The sequence below is a fragment of the Paenibacillus contaminans genome, from assembly GCF_003285015.1.
In the GTDB taxonomy this organism is placed as follows: domain Bacteria; phylum Bacillota; class Bacilli; order Paenibacillales; family NBRC-103111; genus Paenibacillus_V; species Paenibacillus_V contaminans.
The window spans coordinates 131788-152880 of record NZ_QMFB01000020.1; the positions used below are offsets into that span (position 1 = coordinate 131788).

Annotated in this window: 23 protein-coding genes and 2 pseudogenes; 5 read left to right on the plus strand and 20 right to left on the minus strand. The window is 47.3% G+C overall.

Going from position 1 to position 21093, the window contains the following annotated elements; translation table 11 throughout:
* Nucleotides 1-390 precede the first annotated feature (390 nt).
* The 7 genes from DQG23_RS28285 to DQG23_RS43835 form a co-directional block, all read right to left on the minus strand.
* Nucleotides 391-591: a cold-shock protein gene (locus DQG23_RS28285; RefSeq protein WP_113034398.1), complete on the minus strand. Its 201-nt coding sequence runs from the start codon at nucleotides 589-591 to the stop codon at nucleotides 391-393.
* Nucleotides 592-915: 324 nt separating this feature from the next.
* Entirely contained in the window at nucleotides 916-1350 is a 435-nt protein-coding gene (locus DQG23_RS28290; protein ID WP_113034399.1) for an SMI1/KNR4 family protein, read from the minus strand.
* Between the two features lie 266 nt (nucleotides 1351-1616).
* Nucleotides 1617-2360, minus strand: coding sequence for a PIG-L family deacetylase (locus DQG23_RS28295; RefSeq protein WP_158560736.1), 744 nt, complete (start codon nucleotides 2358-2360; stop codon nucleotides 1617-1619).
* Nucleotides 2361-2832: 472 nt separating this feature from the next.
* Nucleotides 2833-3258, minus strand: a complete 426-nt coding sequence (locus DQG23_RS28300; protein ID WP_113034401.1) for a hypothetical protein — start codon at nucleotides 3256-3258, stop codon at nucleotides 2833-2835.
* Between the two features lie 386 nt (nucleotides 3259-3644).
* Nucleotides 3645-4106, minus strand: coding sequence for a GNAT family N-acetyltransferase (locus tag DQG23_RS28305; protein ID WP_113034402.1), 462 nt, complete (start codon nucleotides 4104-4106; stop codon nucleotides 3645-3647).
* Nucleotides 4107-4198: 92 nt separating this feature from the next.
* Nucleotides 4199-5326 (minus strand): N-methyl-L-tryptophan oxidase, encoded by a 1128-nt coding sequence (gene solA, locus DQG23_RS28310; RefSeq protein ID WP_113034403.1) that lies wholly within the window; start codon nucleotides 5324-5326, stop codon nucleotides 4199-4201.
* A 54-nt stretch (nucleotides 5327-5380) separates the two neighbouring features.
* Entirely contained in the window at nucleotides 5381-5800 is a 420-nt protein-coding gene (locus DQG23_RS43835; protein ID WP_420330257.1) for a winged helix-turn-helix domain-containing protein, read from the minus strand.
* Nucleotides 5801-5902: 102 nt separating this feature from the next.
* Between DQG23_RS43835 and DQG23_RS28320 the strand changes: the two genes are divergently transcribed.
* Nucleotides 5903-6397, plus strand: a complete 495-nt coding sequence (locus DQG23_RS28320) for a P-loop NTPase family protein (RefSeq protein ID WP_113034405.1) — start codon at nucleotides 5903-5905, stop codon at nucleotides 6395-6397.
* 160 nt (nucleotides 6398-6557) lie between these two features.
* Here DQG23_RS28320 and DQG23_RS28325 read toward each other — a convergent pair whose 3' ends face one another.
* The 8 genes and pseudogenes from DQG23_RS28325 to DQG23_RS42300 form a co-directional block, all read right to left on the minus strand.
* Nucleotides 6558-7166: a TetR/AcrR family transcriptional regulator gene (locus DQG23_RS28325; protein WP_113034406.1), complete on the minus strand. Its 609-nt coding sequence runs from the start codon at nucleotides 7164-7166 to the stop codon at nucleotides 6558-6560.
* Nucleotides 7167-7208: 42 nt separating this feature from the next.
* Entirely contained in the window at nucleotides 7209-7664 is a 456-nt protein-coding gene (locus tag DQG23_RS28330) for a VOC family protein (RefSeq protein WP_113034407.1), read from the minus strand.
* Nucleotides 7665-8004: 340 nt separating this feature from the next.
* Nucleotides 8005-8085: pseudogene (locus DQG23_RS43085) on the minus strand (YjcZ family sporulation protein); the annotation flags it as partial.
* A gap of 489 nt (nucleotides 8086-8574) precedes the next feature.
* The gene (locus DQG23_RS28340) at nucleotides 8575-9201 is read right to left on the minus strand and encodes an MBL fold metallo-hydrolase (protein ID WP_113034409.1); all 627 of its coding nucleotides are present in this window, start codon (nucleotides 9199-9201) and stop codon (nucleotides 8575-8577) included.
* A gap of 74 nt (nucleotides 9202-9275) precedes the next feature.
* Nucleotides 9276-9842 carry a thioredoxin family protein gene (locus tag DQG23_RS28345; protein WP_113034410.1) on the minus strand — a complete coding sequence of 189 codons (567 nt, stop codon included), beginning with the start codon at nucleotides 9840-9842 and terminating at the stop codon, nucleotides 9276-9278.
* Between the two features lie 72 nt (nucleotides 9843-9914).
* Complete coding sequence (locus DQG23_RS43090; RefSeq protein WP_238178076.1) at nucleotides 9915-10439, minus strand: nuclease-related domain-containing protein; 525 nt, start codon at nucleotides 10437-10439, stop codon at nucleotides 9915-9917.
* Nucleotides 10422-11015: pseudogene (uptA, locus tag DQG23_RS43095) on the minus strand (undecaprenyl phosphate transporter UptA); the annotation flags it as partial. The pseudogene uptA and the gene DQG23_RS43090, both read right to left, overlap by 18 nt.
* A 174-nt stretch (nucleotides 11016-11189) precedes the next feature.
* Nucleotides 11190-12644: a sensor histidine kinase gene (locus tag DQG23_RS42300; RefSeq protein ID WP_158560738.1), complete on the minus strand. Its 1455-nt coding sequence runs from the start codon at nucleotides 12642-12644 to the stop codon at nucleotides 11190-11192.
* A 1366-nt stretch (nucleotides 12645-14010) separates the two neighbouring features.
* Here DQG23_RS42300 and DQG23_RS28365 point away from each other — a divergent pair.
* On the plus strand, nucleotides 14011-14376 hold the full coding sequence (locus DQG23_RS28365) for a hypothetical protein (protein ID WP_113034414.1): 366 nt from the start codon (nucleotides 14011-14013) through the stop codon (nucleotides 14374-14376).
* A gap of 136 nt (nucleotides 14377-14512) precedes the next feature.
* Here DQG23_RS28365 and DQG23_RS28370 read toward each other — a convergent pair whose 3' ends face one another.
* Nucleotides 14513-15046 carry a histidine phosphatase family protein gene (locus tag DQG23_RS28370; RefSeq protein ID WP_113034415.1) on the minus strand — a complete coding sequence of 178 codons (534 nt, stop codon included), beginning with the start codon at nucleotides 15044-15046 and terminating at the stop codon, nucleotides 14513-14515.
* Nucleotides 15047-15228: 182 nt separating this feature from the next.
* Nucleotides 15229-16176: an aldolase catalytic domain-containing protein gene (locus tag DQG23_RS28375; protein WP_113034416.1), complete on the minus strand. Its 948-nt coding sequence runs from the start codon at nucleotides 16174-16176 to the stop codon at nucleotides 15229-15231.
* Between the two features lie 214 nt (nucleotides 16177-16390).
* Here DQG23_RS28375 and DQG23_RS28380 point away from each other — a divergent pair, with 214 nt between their 5' ends.
* Nucleotides 16391-16705, plus strand: coding sequence for a dehydrogenase (locus DQG23_RS28380; RefSeq protein WP_113034417.1), 315 nt, complete (start codon nucleotides 16391-16393; stop codon nucleotides 16703-16705).
* Nucleotides 16706-16778: 73 nt separating this feature from the next.
* Here the strand turns inward: DQG23_RS28380 and DQG23_RS28385 are convergent, their stop codons facing one another.
* Nucleotides 16779-17162 (minus strand): VOC family protein, encoded by a 384-nt coding sequence (locus tag DQG23_RS28385; protein ID WP_113034418.1) that lies wholly within the window; start codon nucleotides 17160-17162, stop codon nucleotides 16779-16781.
* Nucleotides 17163-17503: 341 nt separating this feature from the next.
* Here DQG23_RS28385 and DQG23_RS28390 point away from each other — a divergent pair, with 341 nt between their 5' ends.
* The gene (locus tag DQG23_RS28390) at nucleotides 17504-18157 is read left to right on the plus strand and encodes a thiamine diphosphokinase (RefSeq protein WP_192894650.1); all 654 of its coding nucleotides are present in this window, start codon (nucleotides 17504-17506) and stop codon (nucleotides 18155-18157) included.
* Between the two features lie 134 nt (nucleotides 18158-18291).
* On the opposite strand, the gene DQG23_RS28395 is transcribed toward DQG23_RS28390, so the two are convergent.
* Nucleotides 18292-18585 carry a hypothetical protein gene (locus tag DQG23_RS28395; protein WP_113034420.1) on the minus strand — a complete coding sequence of 98 codons (294 nt, stop codon included), beginning with the start codon at nucleotides 18583-18585 and terminating at the stop codon, nucleotides 18292-18294.
* Between the two features lie 192 nt (nucleotides 18586-18777).
* Here DQG23_RS28395 and DQG23_RS28400 point away from each other — a divergent pair, with 192 nt between their 5' ends.
* The gene (locus tag DQG23_RS28400; protein ID WP_113034421.1) at nucleotides 18778-20319 is read left to right on the plus strand and encodes an NAD(P)H-hydrate dehydratase; all 1542 of its coding nucleotides are present in this window, start codon (nucleotides 18778-18780) and stop codon (nucleotides 20317-20319) included.
* Nucleotides 20320-20847: 528 nt separating this feature from the next.
* Here the strand turns inward: DQG23_RS28400 and DQG23_RS43100 are convergent.
* On the minus strand, nucleotides 20848-21093 hold a 246-nt coding region (locus tag DQG23_RS43100), incomplete at its 5' end, for a hypothetical protein (RefSeq protein WP_238178071.1).

Here is a 21093-nt window from a genome sequence, read left to right on the forward strand (position 1 = left end):
AACCACCGATGACGCACGTGCGTCATCGGTGGTTTTTGATCACAATCGCATCTGCCGGATTTCTCCTTCCCTCACAACGAAGGACCACCAGGCAAATTTACCTGACGATTTTTTATCCTTTCTTGACCGCAGCCCAACCGTGAGAGGTCAGATGCTCCACTTACTCAGCAAGTGGAAGAAATTAGTATGCAGTAGGTATATGTATAATTAAATTCCTTATTTCAAGATCTATTCAGCAAAACTGCCCGTTACTTTAATGAACATCAAATAGGAGCTGTCCTTGCGACAGCTCCACACTAACGTTACCCGTTAGTTCAGTAATTTCATGGGCAAGAGATAATAAAAAGCCTGCTCCAGACATATCGTCGGGAACAGGCTATGATGTCATTATTACAGTTTTACAACATTCTCCGCTTGAGGTCCACGCTGGCCTTTAACAACATTGAATTCAACGCGTTGTCCTTCGTCCAAAGATTTGTAACCTTCGCCTTGAATGGCGGAAAAATGAACGAATACATCTTCGCCGCTCTCCCTTTGAATAAAGCCAAACCCTTTTTCAGCATTAAACCATTTGACAGTACCTGTTTCCATGAGTAAATAACCTCCAAAGTTTAAAACATTATGCCCTCAACAAGACGGGACTATTCACAAGTATATCAGATTGCAGACGCAAAATCTGTCGGAATTTGTTTTGAAAACTTTTAAGCTTTAATTGAAGATAACTGCCAGTAAGCTCATTCAACAGCAAAAAAGAGACCCTCAGCAACGGGCTGCGGGTCTAAGGTTTATATTTTAAAAGGGGGTCATTGTTTATTATAGGCTTGATTTATTAACCCTGGATGAAAGTAAGATTTCAATTATATTACATTTAATGAACAAACGTACCCGTTTAGCTTAATGATTTCGTGTATGATTTTAAACACTAATTGCCCCATTTAACCAGCCTTTTATAAAACTTGATAAAGAAGAACTGATCCATGTTCTACTATCATCTTCATGGTTCCATACATAGATATCATCTTTTATAATCTTCCCGTTTAGGATAGGAAAAGCAAACTGATCACCATTTCCAGCATCAGAGAAAAACAAAAGATGATCAAATGGCATATAGAGTTCTTTAAAATCATCATTACTTCTAAATTCAAGATTGTCTTTTTTTATCCGTTCAAGTGTCCAAATAATACTAGTTCCATATTCATCAGTTACTCCGTTACTCTCCTGCAATAATTCTTTCAAAGAAACTGGTAGTTCGATATTCATTGAATTTTCCACTTCTAACAGTTGAGATTCTGTGGCTGGTACATAAAACTTATAATCCTGTGTAAGTTCCTTTATAAGATCCGTCCACATACTGTTTTCCTCCACACTTTAATTATTAACTAACATCTTAAACTTCCGCGTATCTTCCGAAATTCCTTTTTGCACATAACTCCCGTTACATCAATGAGTATAAAAGTGGAGCTACCCTGCGGCAGCTCCATACTTTCTTTACCCGTTAGTTTAAATCTCTTTTATCCAAAACAATACTCCGTTATCACCAAATATCTTGTGTTTTGATTGGTTTATTTATAAAAGTCAATCGATTCAACCTGGGTAAAATAGTCATGAATATCAATCTAAAGCATATTTACAATTTCGATATCTTGATTTTCTTCTATATCAAACGCTTCGTAACATTCATACTTAGCCATCATTTCGAGAAACTTCAAAGGCATTTTATAATATAATCCATGTTCATCTGGGAACTGGCTTCTGTATACATCAATAACATTGAGTTTTAATTTATATTCATCATTTGATAACTTAATTATTTTTGAAACTTCATTATCATCGATAGTAATTTTATCAATGATTTGTGGGGGAACTTGTAAAATGTTGTTCGCTTGTGAATACTGCTTTGGAAAGAGAGTCCCGAAATACAATTTATAATTCTGTGATGCTATTTTTTTAAATGCTTTCACTGTAATGTTATGTATCCCTATATGGTCCGGATGGTTGTTTCCTCCATTTTTATTAAAAGTAACAATAATAGAAGGGCCGATATTTAGCAAAATTGATTCTAACTCACCTACGGCATCGTATAAATTCCATTGCGCGGCCTTATTATCAGGCAAATTAAGGTATTTCAGTGAATCAACCTCCAATAGTTTGCTTGATTTTTTAAACTCTCTATTTCGTATAGTAACTAAATCCTCAGTTTTATCACCCAAAAAGTTTTGACCCTTTAATCTCCCCCTCTCTCCGTTTGTACCACATATAATATGGGTCTTGTAACCAATTCTTTTAGCACGTGCAAGCAATCCAGCCGCCAAAAATTCATCATCTGGGTGAGCGAAGACACATGTCAGATTATTTAGCAAATTAAACACCTCCACTTGATAAGATTGGACGTAAATATCTGGAAAAGGTTTCATTGTAAATATCAAATTACCCGCATCAGATCTCAAGGTAGCCCATTAAATGTTCACGAATAAACTGGCCGGCTGCCGTCATGTATTTATTGAGCTACGTACCCGTAGCTTAATATTCAAAGTTTGTACCATTGACTGTATTAAAATGATCAACTAATTCTTGATACGCTGTTTCATCTTTGATTCTCCACTGGAGAAGACCTTTAATTTTCCAGAATATTTCTGGCTTAATCCAATAAAGAATTGCTATAATCCCACCCCAGTTCCTCTAAACATCAATCCAAACGTTTCCTCTTATTTTACTACGCTATCCTGTCCGTTACTTCAACGATCAGGAGCAGGTCGCCTTGGCGCCTGCTCCTGTTATTTATTTCGCAATCGTATTCGTTAGAAGAAGCATTGTCTTCACAGGGGGGGATAATTACTTGTCAAATATCCATTTTTCTGACTCAAGAGTTGGAGGATCTCGATAAAATGCATTATCCCCCTTAAACCAGGCAATTTTAAATTCATCATTTATAGTATATTTCACTATATAATAGTCATCTTTTCGTTTAGCAATTTTATTATCTAATTTAGCGAAGGGGGTATTTTCCTTATTTATTGATACTATAGAGATTACCTGACCTCCCTGACTAATAATCTTACTGGTTATTTCATTCCGATGTTTTTCATCTTTCGCTTTTAATGCGAAACAAATTGAGGTTACCAATACTATACAAAGAGTAACGATTATATATGTATTTGGCTTTTTCCCATTTTTTCTATATCTATTGAATAAAATAAATAGTGAGATGACCATGAGTACGAATACACCACTACTTACCCATCCATAAATCGGAACCACAATCCTTTACCCTCCAAAAGGTTAGGTTATAAAAGCAATTCTGTTAGCTGAAAAGGCTACCGTTCACATGTCGGCAGCCTGTTGTCATTTGTATCCGTTAGCGTGATGTGTGCACACTGATTTCACCTATTTAGCCTCTGGCCCTAAGAGTCGTTTTACATAACAGTGTCTGATTTTCCCTCTATAAATTGGGCGTGGAAACACCAGTAGCTTCTAGATTATTAACACTGGCCTGGTTTCAAGTTATCACACCCATTTACTTTAGCACTTTGTTCCCTCAACTCATGAAAGGTTCTTTGTAAACCTTGCCCACGAACGGATTCATAAACAACAGTTGAATCCAATACCGCAACTAAGAGCAAATCTCGATTTGGCCTGTTTTGAAGTTAGTTTGCAATTTCTTTTGTCATAAAAACACTGTGGGGATCTTCAAGGTAATCCGCAAACGGACCACAATATTCAAACCCGAATTGTTCGTATAATTTCCTCGCCGCTGCGAAACCTTCCGTAGATCCCGTTTCTAGACTCAAACGACGATAGCCTAGCTGTCTTGCTTCCTCAATGATATGAGCAAGCAATTTAGATGCCACGCCCTTTCGCAGATGCTTTGTAGAAGTCCGCATTGATTTAAGTTCACCGTGATGGTTACCCAAGTCTTTAAGAGCACCACAACCTAAGATTTCCCCCTGTTCCCAGGCACTCCAGAGGGTAATGTCCGGTCCCCTTAATCCATTTAAATCTAACGCGTGAACACTCTCTGCCGGGGATTGTTCGAACATGCTTTGTAAGTGCTCACTAACCAATGCAATTATTTCAGTACCAGTCAAATCATCAACTTTTATTTCCATTAATTCCACTCTCCCTAAGCAGGTTTCCGATTCATCTCGGCTGCCTCGAACCGGTTTTCTTATTGCTATCATGACCGTTCGTTAAAGAATGTTTAATTAAATCGTTCTATTGAAAAAGGGGAGATGTTTTGTTCAGTCTTCCCTAAAATAATCAATTCACTTAAAATCTGTCCAACTGCACTGCTAAATTTAAAGCCATGTCCTGAGAAGCCTGATGCAATGGCAACGTTTAAATACGTAGGATGCAAATCGATAATGAAATCTTCATCTGGAGTCAGTGTGTACATACAGGTTTTACCGTACTTCAATTGTTGTGTATAAGGCATATAGTGATGTAAAAATTGTCTTAACTCCGTCGCGTCTTTCTCTAGTTCACCAAAACCCATGATGGCTTCATCTGGATTGATTGTTTCTCCTCCATCATGTCGGCCTACTTTTAATCCGGAACCATCGATGCTTGGAAAACCATAATAATGTCCTTGAGTTGTCTCAAACGAAAAGGCAGGAAAATCCTTATGATTATACAAATCTTCATTGGCATCAAACCAAGCAAATGTTTTTCTTACTGGTTTTAGCGGAAGATGTAAATCCAACATGGAAAGGAGACTTCCTGACCAGGCTCCTGCTGAAACCACTAATGCATTGGCATGAAAAGTATGATCATCGGTTTTGATGGAAACTTTTTTATCATGAACCTTTAATTCTTTCACTCTACTATTCGTTAAGATGGTAGCTCCGTTTCGCTCTGCAAGTTCTCGATATGCTTCAATGCATTCCTCACATTTCAGCACTCCTGATGTCGGTTCGAAGCAACCAATGTACTTGTTAGGTAAAGTGATGCCCGGCCAACGCTTATTCACTTCAATTGAATCTAAAATCTCAAGCGGTAATGAATAGGTTTTTGAACTTGAGATGATATTCTGGATAAAATCCGTTTTTTCGTAACCCACGTTTAAAACCCCGGTTGGGAGAAATAATTGTTTTCCTGACATTTTCTCTAAGTCGTTCCATAATTCCTGAGCCTTGAGCGCCAAAGGAACGTATTTTTCACCTTCACCATACGCATGTCGAATGATTCTCGTTTCTCCGTGATGACTCCCTTTGTTATGGGGCGGGTTAAAGGAATCTACTAGTAACGTTCGTTTCCCGCTCTTTGATAAAAAATAACCTGCCGCCATCCCCATCGAACCTGCTCCAATTACAATTACGTCGTAATGCATAGTACGTTACCCCTCTTTGTAATAAATCCCCTGTAACTTAAGTATTAAGTATGGCTAGTATTCTACAATATTACTAGTGATCCTAACACTTAACAATTCCGTGTCGTTAGGTGAACAAAAACAGTTGAACCTACTTATCGGCTGACGTCGTGGTGTTTTCTTCAATTTTGTCGCCATTTTCAAATATGTTATTCCTTTTTCAGTGATAATAATATTATTGTCAGCTATGTATTCCACATAACCTGTTTTTAATAAGCAGGTCCTAGCCGATATTATCCGGTTTCGATATTTAAATTGTCTCCCACATCTCACCCGTTCACTTTTATCCGTCTCAGAAAGGTTAAAATGATCTGCTAGTTCATCGATTATAGAATTAATCGTATGATAGTTTCCATCAGCAAGATGTATTAAAAATGGAACCAAGAATTCTTTATAATTGGGGACATTAGACAAAAAAACACCTCCATTAAGCACAAGAGCTCTTAAAAAACGGCTTAGAATACGAATAATCTTCTACGCTGTCACCACACTATGTGTATAATTATGGTAAAATAATTCAACTGAACAGGAGGGATTTTGATAAGAATACATATTATTGGTGGTGCTGGAAGTGGTAAATCATACATAGCGGCACTATTAAGTCAAAAGCTTACGATCCCCCATTACGATTTAGACGATATTTTTTGGGACAATGAAGTAGATGTTTATGGAGTAAAGGCTCCGGAACAACAGCGGGATCAAAAACTTAGAGAAATTGTCAGCCAAGATTCATGGATCATAGAGGGTGTATATAGATCTTGGGTAGAACCCAGTTTTTCAGCTGCGAACAATATTATTGTTCTTATGCCCCCCTTGTCTGTTCAAGAATCGAGAATATGGAAGAGATACGAAGAACGTATTTCAGGAGTTGTCCCAAGTAAAAAGCGGGAAACTTACGAAGGTGTCAAGAACCTTTTAGAGTGGAATAAAGAGTACAATCTTATAAAGCTTCCCCATTTCACTGCGAATTGTGGATATACAGAAAAGATAATTACTGTAAGTAATAATTTGGACGTCCTCGAATTATTTTGAAACTAAACTTACAGATACGCTAGTGCAATCGTATCAAGAATGGTGCAAGAAGCTCTTGCACCATTCCATTTTCGTTTGACAGCAGGTGTATCTAAAGGGGATATTCACATTCGGAAAAGTTATCGTCTGGAGGCCGGCTTTTCGAACGCATGACCCGATCCTACGATTCGGAATTGCGGACCTTATCGTTATCGAAGCCTTTGAGAAAATGAGAGATTACGGTCATCGTTTCCTCCAATGACTGGCCGTCATCCGGACTTTGTGCGATCCATAAAGCAGACTCATTCAGGGCGCCTGAGAGAAAATGGGTCATGGCATCTAAAGGTACCGGCTTAAGGCAGCCTTCCCGCTGCATGAACTGCAACTGCTCGCGTAAATGCCGCATCGAGTTCTCCTCATCCATCCTGCGCCAGGCGTCCCAACCCAACACAGCCGGACCGTCAATGAGCAGAATCCGTCTGATTCGCGGCTCGACAGCTGCTGCGACAAAAGCGCGGCATCCTAGAATCAGTTGCTCCCATGGATCATCGCTTTGAGCAGCTTCCGCTTCAACCCGTTCCCCGATCTCCGTTTGAATGGACTCCAGCACAGCTTGAAACAACCCCTTCTTGCTGCCGAAATGATGGTAGAGAGCGCCTCGCGTCAGCTTGGCCTCAGCCACCATTTCCTCCATCGACGATTCCGCATACCCGCGCTCCGTAAAGTGCTTTCTGGCCACTTCAACCAGCTTGACAATCGTTTCAAACGCTTCTTCCTTGCTTCTTTTCATGCTCGCATAACGCTCCCGTTTTTCGTTATTTCGCAACAAACTTCAAAAGTTTAACGGCTTTTCCGTTTCCGTCCATAACTTCTCCGTGTACTGCTCGCTATATGCGTCGGAAGGAGGGATGATTTTGATCACATCGATCAATACGCCGTTTGGGTCGCTCGTAATAAAATGCCTTTGTCCGAACTCTTCGTTCCGGATATCGAGCTGCAGGGGAAGTTTCTCCCGGGTAATGAGCCTTTCGTACTCCGCGTCGACGTCGTCCACCTCAAAGTTGAGAATGAGTCCGTTCACCGATTGCCGGTAGGCCGCAGGAACGGTAGGATGTCCCGACATCAGGATCGCCAGCTCGAATTCCGTTTTATCATCACGCGGCAATCGCAGGCTTACATACCAATCGGCTTCGAATACGGTCTCAAATCCAAAATGATTTCGATAAAACTCAGCGCTTGCAGCCACCTGCTCAGTCAGAATTACCGGATAGAAACTTGAAATTTTCATATCGTGTTCTCCTCTGCTTGATAATAACCCGATTTTAACATACATACTGTATGTATGTAAATATAAGCTAGGATTTATTAATTTCTACGTAAAAAAACAAAGAGGACGTATTCTACTAGCAGTCACCGTCGTGCCGCTAAACAAAGGTACGCGTAAGTGAATTCAATCTTAATCTCGGTTAATCGGAAACTGCTCCCCGTTTAACCAAGGAAATCCCTTCGTTTCATTTCCTAAATGATCAAATTGCCCGTTAACGCAACAACCCCCGCCTATACGCTCCGGTATAGGCGGGGGCTTGCGATCGCGGTTCAACTGTATGGAGATTAAAATGTCGGCCAAATCAGAGCCCGCGGGCACGGGAAACGATGACCAGCAGAATGAACAATACAAGGATAACGCCTGTCGTCGTATACCCTCCGCCGCATGATTTAGGCGGGCAATGGTGATGATGGTGATGATGATACGGTTTAGCGTACACTGGAGCAGCTGCGACCGGTGCTTGATAAGTCGGCATTGCCATAGGAGCCTGATAGGTAGGCATTGCCACGGGAGCTTGATAGGTCGGCATTGCGCCGGTAAAAGGCTTCGACATTTCGAATACGTTGTTGTGGTCGAACTCGTATACGTTCACTTGCTGCTGTGCCGGCCCTTGAACGATTTGCTGAGTAGATATTTTCTGATGATATCCTTTTTCCAAGTGGTTCGCACCTCCTAGACATTTTGAATACATCAACAGTCTATGGGTTTTCATCAGGTGCAAACACGGTGTTTACCCAGAAGCCGAAAAATAGTCTTTTGCCCAGCCGGACCACGCAGTGACGCGGCTTTTCGGCCCTTCAAGACAAAGCCCGCCTATTAATGGACGAATGCTCCGGGGTATTCGTCTCCCCCCGGAGCATCCGCATTCATCCTATACGTATGGATTATTGTCCCGTTCGTAACCGATCGTCGTACGCGGCCCGTGACCCGGGTAGACGATTACCCCGTCGTCCAGCGTGAACAGTTTCTCGTGGATGGAGTCGTACAAAACGTCCGCATTTCCACCCGGCAGATCGGTCCGCCCGACCGATTGGCGGAACAGCACGTCGCCCCCGAACAAATGGTTGTCCATCAGAAAGCTGACGCTCCCCGGGGAATGGCCCGGCGTATGCATCACCTTAAACGTCGTGCCGATCAAGTTAAGCGTCATCCTGTCGTCGAGCGCGTATTCCGCAGGATCCGAGCTGATCGTCACGCCCAGCTCCGGCCATCGGAGAGAGCCGTTGCGTTTCGGATCCGTCAGCCAATCGGCCTCCAAATCGTGCAGATAAACCGGACAGCCCTTCAGCTTGCGAATCTCGTCCACTCCGCCGATATGGTCGAAATGAGCGTGCGTCAGCAAAATCGCCTCGATCTCCAAGCCGTCCAGCTTGCGGATAAGCGAAGCCGGGTTCATGCCCGGATCGATAATGATCGCCTTCTTGGTCTCTTCATTGGTCAGCAGGTATGCATTCGTCTGCACGGGACCGAGTACAAAAGATTGGATGGTTATCGCCATATTGTCCCCTCATTTCGCGGCAAACGCCCGCAGGATCGGCGAGCCGGTCGTAGCGGGCGTTTCTCTTATTGTTTTTAGAACGATGCGATCAGCTCGCGCAGCTCCTGCACGATCACCTTCTGATAGCCGGTGCCTTCGCCGTATTGGCGCATCATTTCGGCGCGCGTTACTTGCAGCTTGTCATTGTAATCCGCCGCTTCGCGATCCGGATTCTCCTGCTTGAAAGCCGCCATGACCGCTTGCACATGCTTCGGACGCGGCCCCCATTTACCGAGCACATAACCGCCAGTATCCGTAAAAATGACAACCGGAATCGAACGCCCGCCGTAAGTCAGAAATTGATCCATCACGTCCAGATTCTGCTCCATAACGAGCACTTCCGTCGGAATGCCACTGTTCTCCAGCGCGCGGAACACGACCGGAATGTTGCGGACGACGTCTCCGCACCAGTCGGCGGCAAGAATGAGACAACGCAGATCGTCGCGGTTTTTGAGCGATTCGAAATAGTATTTGACGTCCTCATTCTCCCACTCGAACTTATTGTGCCAGTCGAGGAACTGCTCTTGATTTTTCTCCATCGAATCGATAAATTGCTGCGGCTTGAGGCCGGTGCCAAGCTTGCTCGCTAAATCTTTTGCCATCGAAATGACCTCCTGAAATGGTAGTTGTATGATTGCCTGCGCTAAGCATAAACGGCGAATCTTCGCCGTTCCTTAAGCCGATTGACTCGGGGTGCTGTGATCCTGCAGAAGCTTCACGATGGTGCGCACCTCTTCTGAAGACAATGCATGCTTAGACTTATGCGATTGTATCGCCTGAACAAGACCGTCAAGCTTGACGGTTACGAAAGCCGGAGCGCTGCCGTTCAACTCGCAATGCGGATTGGAGAAGCATAAAATGCCGACGACATCGGCGTTCAGCTTATTCCCGCGAAGCAGCTCCTTCAGCACGTACTCGTGACGGTAAAGCAAAGCGGTCGGGTCCTCTTGGTGACCGTCACCGCGCTCGGCTCCCTTATCGGTAAAGCGGATGCGGCCTTCCCAGTTTTTCGTCTCGATATGAAAAATGCCGTTCGGTCCGACGATCAAGTGGTCGATCTCCTGCGCGCCGGTTCTGGCTTTGACATGTCTGCCGTTCAGCACCTTATACTCGCTGCCGAGCGTCTGGAGCTTCTCCGCCGTATGCTTCTCGCCTACGTAACCGTGTCCTTGCCCGGACTTCTTGCTGCGCTTCGCCATAAAAACTTTGTAAGCGACATACAGAACGGTCAAGCCGACGGACACCCAAATAAACGGCATCACATACGGTGCGGCTTTCTCGTCGACATGCTCCCAGTTTTCGCCGACGCTTTTGCCGAGCCAAACGAAGAGAATCGACCAAGGAATGACGGCCAGCGTCGTCAGCAGCGTAAAACGGCTAAGCGGCATCCGCGCCAAACCTGCCGGGACGGAAATCGCATGACGAACGACAGGGATAAATCTCGCCGTAAAAATAACGCCTGTTCCATATTTGTTAAACCAATTTTCCGCTACGTCGATATGATGCTTCCGGATCAGTATGTACTTGCCGTACCGTTCCAGCACGGGCCTTCCGCCATAACGGCCTACCCAATACACGAAAATTTGCGCGACTACGCCGCCCACCGTACCGAACAGAACGGCCTCAAAAAAGTTCAAATCGCCGCGCTGCACGAGAAAGCCTGCGTAAGCCAGAACAATCTCGCTCGGAATGACCTCGATCATCAAGCCGAGCATCACGCCCCAACCGCCAAGCTTGGTCAGGAACATGAGTATTTCATGAATCAGCTCGCCCATCTCCACCCTACTTTCCTACCGTTTTGCTCGCTCTTCCCTCCCTGTATTCTACCACAAGTAAGCCCTCCCTCAAAACGGCGGAATACGGTTTCGATTCATTAGCGGTCCGGGCTCGATTTCGGCGAACCGCGCTTGATTCATGCCAACATGCACCCTTGCGTCCATCATTCGCGGCTATGCCCCCGATTCGAACGATTCCAAGCTATGGCCTGCTGCCGGCAGCTCGATGCGAACGCGTACGCCTTTGCCCGGACTTGTTTGAAGCTTCATCCTCCCGTTCAGGTGGAAAATGCGGCTTTTAATCTGCTCGACGCCCATTCCGCCGGATCCGACGTCCTTAGCCTTAACCTGCGATTCGTCGAACCCGACTCCGTCATCCTCGTAAACGAGCAGCAAGCCCTTATCGCTTGCAGACAGACGGATGCGGACGTTGTCCGCTTCGGCGTGCTTTTTGGCGTTCGTAATGAGCTCTTGGACGATTCGAAAAAGATGCTTTTTCGTTTCCATCGGAAGCTCTTCGATCTGCTCGTCCTGTTCGGCTTGAAAATGCAGCGCGGTTTTGCAAGTATAACTCTCCCGCTCTATAAGCTTCTCGATCGTTCGCACGAGTCCGATTTCCTTCAGCAAATACGGATGCAGCTCGAAGCAGCTTTCCCGCAGCGTCATATTGATCGTTTCGATATATTCGATGAAGCCGTTCATTTGCTTGACCGCTTCGTCGGTTAGTCCGTACTTGTCCATAAACGTGCGGAGCCGTCTTTTGAGGAAAAACAAATCCTGCAGCGTCGAGTCGTGAAGATCGGCCGCAATGCGCTGACGCTCCTTCTCCTGCAGCTCGAACGAAAGCTTGCGGAACCAGGCGAACTCCTTCGCCACCTTCTCGTCCTGAATTTGCGAAGCCATCTGCTGCAGCTTCATCATCAGTTCGCGAATAAGGTAGACGTTCTCGAGGCTCACCGCCAAATACGAAATAATCATATTCAGCCACTGCAGCTCCTCCGCCCCCAGCAGCGTCCCCGTCCTTTTCTTCGTCATAATCAGGCAGCACGAATACTTGTCATTGCGGACGATTTCAAAGCAGGTATAATCGGGATGCTCGAGCGTATCCGCCGTCACCAGCCGTTCGACCGTGTCCGTATCGATCTCTCCCTCGCTGATGACCTCCATCATTTCCCTATATTTAAAAACGACGGCTCCGCCGTACACATCCAGCGTCCGGACGATATCGACCAGGACGATATCCTTAATCTCGCGAAAGCTGGAAATAAACCCGAGCTTTCTGGCGATTTGCTTGATCGAATTTTGCAGCATATGCTTGCGCGGAAAAAGAACCGGCATCAGCTTATTCGTAAAATATTCGAAAGAGTAAATCGAGAACGCCATAATCATTGTCGCGGCAATGAAGAAGAACAGGAAGCGTTCCCATGTAAATTTGGGATCGTCCAAGGTCAAAACCTTCACAATTCCGGTTATGACAAGACTCGGAACAATCGCGATTGCAACGGAAAACACGATGCGCCGCACGACGATATCGATGTCGTAAAGCTGCTTGGTCATGATAAGGTAGGCGAAGGTTATCGGAAAAAACAGAATGAACCAGCCCATATAGAAAGGGTCTACCAAATCCATATGATAAAAAATTCTAGGGATAAACGAGAACATTGCGATTGGTAAAAACGACACAAATAAAGAAGCCCATACCGTTTTAATTATTGTAGATAAATAACTTTTCACCTTACGGTATTTGATAAACATTGAGGTTAGAATGAACAAATTAATTGTAATCCCCGATATAAAAATCAGCATAGTCAATGTTGTAATGTATTTGTGTATGTAATAAGTCGCCTCGGTGGGAACATACAGATTCAATTCTATTGCAAAGCATAGAGCGCTGATCAAATATAAATACTTAAAATTGTTAACGGGTAACTGAATTCCCCCTTTTTCTTTGAAGAAAATGATTAGAAAATGCAAAAATGCAATAGGCAGCAATTGCATAGAAACGCCCATCAGCACTCTCGCGAGCTCGTCTCCTCTCATCGAACCGCATAGCGATATAAAAATGACAGCGGTATTGAAAAAGACCAATGAAAGGTATCGGGCAGAGATAGAGTCGGCTGTTTTTCTATACAAAAGGAAAGCAATTACCAGAGTGATAGCTTCTCCAGATAAAGCAAATAGATCAATAGCTGAAATTTTAGGAATATTTTCTGTAGTTACCTCGTATGTGACCCCGTCTCTTTTATACGCTATCTTTTCAGCTTGATCGATCGTTCTAACCTGCCTGACGCTTTTGTAATCGTCCGTATCCAGGCCATTGATCTCCGTAATGATATCGCCGATTCTCAATCCTAAATAAGGCTCTGCCATATTTCTGGTGTCAAGCTCGTTAATCACCCAATTACCATTACCATCTCTTTGTAGGTTAATACCTAAAACGGGGAAACTAAACATGAGATACATAATCCATATTTGAATGCCGATAAATGCCGACAAACTAAATCTAGTAAATATTTTACTTCTCAAGGAAATACCCCCTTACTTTCTAATTATTAATGGTGTAAAATAATTATTGAATAATATGGAAGGTAAGGTGATATCATGCAGTTAGTCATTCATTCAGCTGGACTACGCAATGCCGTTAAGCATCTCAAAAAGTCTTCCGCAAGCCCTTCCTCTTTAAGCTCCTTTGGCTTGTCCCGTATGGAAGAAAGCGCTGTTGCAGATTCCTTCAAACAAGATGAGAACAACAAGAAGCCGAATCAAGCGGTTGCGAAATTGTACTGGATGTAAATACATATTCAATATTTTACCAAATTAAAAAGAGATTGTATATCGAGTTAATCATTAACTCCCTATACAATCTCTCTTTTTTAATAGTTTTTATTTAAAACTATTCCACTCAGTCTTCGTGACGGGAGATTTTGTTGTTGAAACATCTCTTTAACATTCGTCGTTAGTAACGGTAGGACTTTATATAAAGGGGGCGGATTGAATGCGCAAAATTACGCTTTTGATCGTCGGGGTGATATTCATATGTATGATCTCTGCGTGCAGCTCGAAAAAAACGAAAATGGGGAATGCATCAAGTGGAGACTGGGCTTTTCACTTCGTCGTTTGGGAGGGCGATATCTATAAGTTATCGGAGGAGAAAGCTGAGGTAGAAGATTCCATTGGCCAAGTTGATAAATTCGAAAAAACGGAAGGGGTTTACTCCAAGAATTTCTCAAATCACTTCATAGCAGGAACAAGGATTTATAAGATCAAAGATGTGCCGACAAAGGAAGCGATCGGTATGGAATCAGCAAACGGATCATACGTGAAATTCAATAATCAAGGGCAATACATGGCACCGGAATAAACTTGAATAAAATGGCAATATTTTTCCATCAAACATTTGATACGGGAACTGCAAGCTCCAATTTTTAGCCCAACCGGCCCTCTTAGCCCCGTTTATCCTTGTACGGATCGACAACAAGCAAAACCGGTTCACCCGGCTACCTTTCAAAAATATACAGCTTCCCGTTTTCCGGGTACGTAAACCTCGGACTGCGGAATCCTCTCCGCTTGAGTTCCTTTCTGAATTCGGCCATTAATGCGCCATGACTGACGATCAGCACATTTTGTCTGCCTGATGCCGTCAGTTCGTCCAAAAACCTATTAATGTTAAGCTTCGTAGTTTCCATGACCGCGCGGGCCTGGCGATTCGTATGCCGCGACAAACCAAGAAGAAGCACCCAGAACATAAAAGGCAATTTTATGCTTACCCGCAGCGGAGGCAGCGGAATTTCCCTTAAAACCTCCGTTTGGCTTATGGTGCCTTCATAGATACGCTGTGCCGTATGGATCGCTCGTTTCAGGTCGCTGGAATAGCAATGCTCCCAATCGATTCCGCCCAAATCCGTTTCTCCCGATTCAATATCGCTTTCATCGTACTCTCGAAACCATTGCAATGCTTCTTCCGTCGAGACAAGCAGCTTCCGCGGATTCTGTTTGTTTACTTTATAATGGCGAACCAAGCCTATTCGCATATCCATTCATCCTTTTTGGGTATATTGCGGTCAAGGATAAACGCTTTCGAAGAAAGCGACATCGTAAGCATAAGCTGGACGCGCGCGTTTACCTTTGAAATATGTGTGAAACATATAAAGTCTTATATTTTGAAAAAAAACGCCCTCCCCGCCAATTGCAAGGAGAGCGTTCCTTATTCAAATTACTTCATAGCCGGCTCGACTGTCGTCAATCTGTCGTAGAACTCGGTGAAGTTGTCCTTCTCGTCGCTGTCGCGAAGCGCCATAGCTACACGCGGATGCTCGTTAAGCACGCCTGCCACCATGTAAGGAATGATGTAGCCCCACTCTGTTTTCTCGCGGATCTTGATCATGTGCTTCTCGATGACGCCGAGCACCGGACGGAGCTCGTAACGCGTATTTTTCAGGTTGCCCACAAGCAGCTCGGTATTGCAGTTGCCTGCCGCGCGGCCCATGCCGTACACGGAGGAGTCAAGGAATACGGCGCCCTTCTCTACACCCATAAGCGTATTGGCGAACGCCAGCTGCATGTTGTTGTGCATGTGTACGCCGAGCATTTTGTTCGGCAGGTTCGTCTTGAACTTCTCCACGAGCACGCCGATGTCTTTGCTGTGCATGCTGCCGTAGGAGTCGACGATGTAAACGACGTCTACCGGACTTGCCTCAATTTCTGCAAAAGCGGCCATCAGCTCGTGCTCCATTACATGAGACAGCGCCATGATGTTAAGCGACGTTTCGTAGCCCATGCTGTGGAATTTGTTTACAAGCTCGAGAGCCTTGTCCAAATCTTTGATGTAGCAAGCGACGCGGATCAGATCCAGCATGCTCTCGGAACGCGGCAGGATGTCGTTCTCGTCGACGCGGCCGATATCGACAAGCGCGGAAAGCTTCGTATTCTTTTTGTTCGGAATCACTTCACGCAGGAATTTTTCGTCCAGGAAGCGCCATGGTCCTGCATCGCTGCCTTTAAGCAGCTTCGGGGAATTTTTATAACCGATTTCCATGTATTCGACGCCCGCGGCGTTAAGTCCCTCATACAAGTCACGTACGAACTCCACGCTGAAATCCCAATTGTTGCAAAGACCTCCGTCACGAATCGTACAGTCCAAAATCTTGACTTCGTGTTTCATGATAATCCTCCTAAAGTGTGTCGCACGACCATCCGCTAACGGCTAACCGGCTCATACGATATTTTTCGACATTTTCCAACCATTATAACACTTTTCCGCTTTGACGTAAAACAGAAGCTGCTGGATAAATGTTCCGTTTTCCCTTTTTCCGCCGCTGTCGCCCAATTTCCCTTCCCTGCATACATATATAGCAAAAAGGACTGGTGGAATTCGCATGCACAATCAACGGAACGAAAAACATGCCCCCGCGCTTCCTACCGCCAGAGGGATACGGCGTGCCTGCAATAAGGAGCTGTACCGGACGATCAAAAAGCTGAAAATATGGATACCGCCGGAGCAGCTTGAGAAAGCCGAGCAATTGTACGCCAAGAAGGTCTTGCTCAACTTGCTGTGGATTCATGAAAACGGCAGCAACCGCAAAGCGCTTGCCGACTGGTGGGATGAGAATGTTTGTCCCGAAATCTCCGAATTATGGAATGTCGAGCGCGATACGCTCGGCAAGGCGTTCCGCGAATCGTTCGGCGGTTGAGCATCAACCTTGCCGTATTTATGAAAAACAACCCTTTGAAAAGCTTTCAAAGGGTTGTTCGAGCATGTCACGCTTATGCAACCGGTTGGAAAAACTCCAGCCGCTCGCCGTCGGGTCCGAAGAAAAAGGCGATCTTGACGCCGTTCAAAATAACCCGCGGCGTTTGGTCGAGCATTTTGACGCCCAGCTCTTTCAGACGCTCCACTTCCGCTTCGATATCGTTGACGGTGAACGCAATATGATGAACGATTCCGTTGTCGGGCTGCCCTTCGTAGCCGCGGCTGATCAGCTCCAGCTGTACGTCCTCGGAGCCGGCAAACGCCAGAAAGCCGAGCTCCAGATCCGCGTCGATCCGTACCCGGTCAACGAGCTTCATGCCCAGGACCTCCGTATAGAAGCGTATGGACTCGTCCATATTTTTGCACCAAATGCCGATATGCTCAAGCTTGCGAATCATCCCTGCTCATCCTCTCGCTTATGGTTGGTTGCCGCCGATAATATGTAACCGCTTGCGTATTCCGCCGATCAATCGCGCTTCATTGGAGTGGACTCATCCGGCCAGTTTGCGAAACTTGTCGATCTATGGAAGAATAATGATGAAAGATATCGGCCTAAGTCGTCCGGTAACTCATTATACAACCGCCGAAGCCGTATATTCAATGTCCAGTTATCGTTGTTGTAGTGGAAAGCTAGCGGAAATCCTTATAAAATAATAGTAAACTTCATCATTGTCGAATGATGGTGAGCCGTTACTCATGCCCCGCTCCGGCTCGCGGTCGAAGAAAGAAGGAAAGCAGATTGGCTATCAAGCGAATTATTATATTTTCCGGAGGGCGTTTAGGCGAGTGGGCTCTATCGTACATTAGCGAAGGCGATTGGCTGGTAGGCGCCGACAGCGGAGCCCGCTTTCTCGTCGCGAACGGCTTGAAGCCGCGTCTCGCAATCGGGGATTTCGACTCCGTCAGCAGCGAGGAATTGGCGCAGATCGGCGAAGTCAGCGAGGAGCTGATCAGCTGCGATCCCGTATACAAGGATTTTACGGATACGGAGATGGCCGTCGAATGGGCGCTCTCTCAGTGTCCGGACGAGTTGCTCCTGCTGGGCGCGCTAGGCACCCGTATGGATCATTCTCTGGCCAATATGCATTTGCTGCGCAAGGCGCGGGATTGCGGCGTACAAGCCGTAATCGCGGATGACCATAACCGTATCGCGCTGACCGGCGAAGGAGAAACCTTGCGGATCTCCAAGAGCGAGAGCAATTTTACGCATGTTTCTTTGCTCCCGCTCAGCCTTGAAGTAACCGGCATCACGCTCGAAGGCTTCCAATATCCGCTTCATCGCGCGACGCTCCGGCTTGGCCAATCGCTCGGCATCAGCAATGTGCTGAATGACGCCGAAGGCTTCGTCACGACGGAAACCGGACTGCTGCTCGTTATCCAAAGCCGGGATTGACCGAAAGGAAAGGCCCTTAAATGAGCCTGACGACTTGGATCAGTTTATCGCCGTCCGAGACCTAAGGATAATTCGCGGCGGAAACGGATCGCTACTCGGCTACCAAAACAGGGATTGACCGAAAGGAAAAGCCCTTAAATGAGCCTGACGACTTGGATCAGTTTATCGCCGTCCGAGACTCTGATGGTATGGCTTCCCTTATCATAAGTAAACATCGTGCGTTCGAATTTCATGACGGGGTCGGAGCCGAGACCATAGAATACATCGTCGGCCAGCGTTTGCAAGCAGTCCCGCCGCTCGTCGATTTCGAGTCCTCCCCAATCCTCGTCGGACATTTCGAGCAATACATGGCAGCCCTCGATATTTCCTATCGCTGTTGTCAAATCTTCGATTATATCTGAAAATTCACGCGCATATTTGACGCCCATACGGATCTTCCTTCCTATTGGCAGCTTCACGCAGCCGTTTCTGTCATTGTACACGAAATATATTCAAAACACGAAGGGCGAACGCCCTTTATATCGGAAAATCCGAGCATAGACGAAACACGTTCAATCCCGGTGCCGGCCTAGGCGCCTTTCGCGTCAGCTTTCGCTCGCGATCCTGAAAGGAGAATCTCCATGTATATCGTTACGGCAGAAGAAATGCGCCGCTTGGATAACCACACTATAGAAACCATCGGCATCCCGCAGGCTGCCCTGATGGAGAATGCCGGGCGCGAAATCGCCCGTCAAATTGCAACCTGGATCGCCGAGGCGGGGCGAAAAAGCGCAGCGGAGCGTTGGCTCGTCCTTGCCGGCAAAGGCAATAACGGCGGCGACGGCTTCGTGGCCGCCCGCCACTTGAGCGAAGCCGGCATTGCCGTCGAGGTGGCGCTAGCCGAGCCTCCCGAGCGGATGAGCCCGGAAGCGGCACAGCAGCACGACATCGCCGTACGCTTCGGACTGCAGTTGATCCACTGCTGGGAGCAGAAGATCGCATGGGGCCGCTATACGGGCGTCGTCGACGCGCTGCTCGGCACAGGTACGCGAGGCGCACCGCGCGAGCCTTATGCCGCGTTGATCCGCGAGGCGAATGCGAGCGCGCTGCCGATCGTGGCGGCGGATATCCCGAGCGGACTCGATGCCGCCACAGGCGAGACGCATGAGCCGTGCATCCGGGCGGAGCGAACGGTTGCGCTTGCCTTCTTGAAGCGTGGACTGGTGCAGTATCCGGGCGCGGAAACGGCCGGACACGTCGTCGTCAGGCCGATCGGAATCCCGGCCGGCTTGGCCGCTTCGCTCGGCGTACGAACGATGATCCTAGACGAAGCTGCGCTTAACGGTCCGCTCGGCATCGACGTCAGCCGGGAACGCCGCGCGGATACCCACAAGGGCAGCTACGGCCATACGCTGATCGCCGCCGGAACGAAGCGGATGAGCGGAGCCGGGCTGCTGTGCGCCAAAGCGGCGCTCAGAGCGGGCTGCGGCCTCGCCACATGGGCCGTGCCAGCCAGCCTTGCGACACATCTTCTCGGGCGGGTGCCCGAGGCGATGCTCGCAGGCTTGGCGGACGCCGGCCACGGCGACTGGACGCATGTCAACGCCGAGGCGATCCTCGCGCTTGCCGAGGATTGCGACGCGCTCGCGCTCGGTCCCGGCATGGGCCGCTACGAAGGAGACAGCCAGTGGCTGCGCGGCCTTTGGGAGGGGGCGGGCTGCCCGCTCGTGCTCGACGCCGACGCGCTCAACATGCTCGCGGAAGCGCCCGACTTCGCCGATTGGCAGCCCCGCCGCGCGGCGACGGTGCTGACGCCGCATCCGGGCGAAATGGCGCGGCTCGCCGGCGTCTCGACGCGCGAGGTGCAGCGCGACCGCATCGGGCTCGCGCGCCGCTACGCGGAGCAGCACGGCGTGACGCTCGTGCTGAAGGGCGCGCGCACCGTCGTCGCCACCCCGGATGGAGCCGTTTACGTCAACGTAAACGGTAATGCGGGGATGGCGACCGCCGGCGCGGGCGACGTGCTCGCAGGCATCATCGCCAGCCTGCTCTCGCAAGGGTTCGACGCCGCACAGGCTGCCTGCCTCGGCGTCTACATGCATGGCGCGGCAGGCGACCGTGCCGCGCTCAAGCGCACGTCGCCGGCATCGCTCCTCGCCGGCGACCTGCTGGAGGAGCTGTAGCCTTCGCAGGCTGCAGGGCTCTTCACTTAGCGTCAGGAATTCTGACGATTAAGTGAAGAGCCCTTTGGCGACTGCGGTCTGCCACAGCCCGTCTGCTGGGAACCGACTGCCGTAGTCCTAAGCTGAGCATGTCGTCTGCCGACTAACCATTCGCCATGAACCGACTACCTTATACCGTACACAGTGCATGTCGTCTGCCGACTAACCATTTGCCATGAACCGACTGCCGTATACCATAAGCCGTGCATGTTGTCTGCCGACTAACCATTTGCCATGAACCGACTACCGTATACCGTACGCAGTGCATGTCGTCTGCTGACTAACCGTTTGCCATGAACCGACTGCCGTAGTCCGTACGCCGTGCCCTATAATCCGCCAACTAACCGTACGCCGCTTATCCCTACGCCGTGCCCTATCATCCGCCAACTAACCATATACCGTTTATCCAATGCCGTAGTACATATGCCGCGTACGTCGTCTGCCAACTGACTTTATGCAAAGTAACATCCGCCATCCCTCGAGTACCAACTACTTTGTTCCTTCGGCCATTGGCCGCTCGATTACACCTGCTATTTTTAGTTCTACCTTCCTCCAATTCAGAATAGTAAGGATAACCTCACTCTTTATGAGGGCAGCCTCACTATTTTTCACCTTTTTACCTGTGTTTAAACGAACAGTGAGGAGAACAACACTACTCATTTCGTTTTCCTCACTAATAGCATTCCTGTAGGTGCTAAGATTTCGGCTTTGAATAGTACGAGCACCCTCTGTATA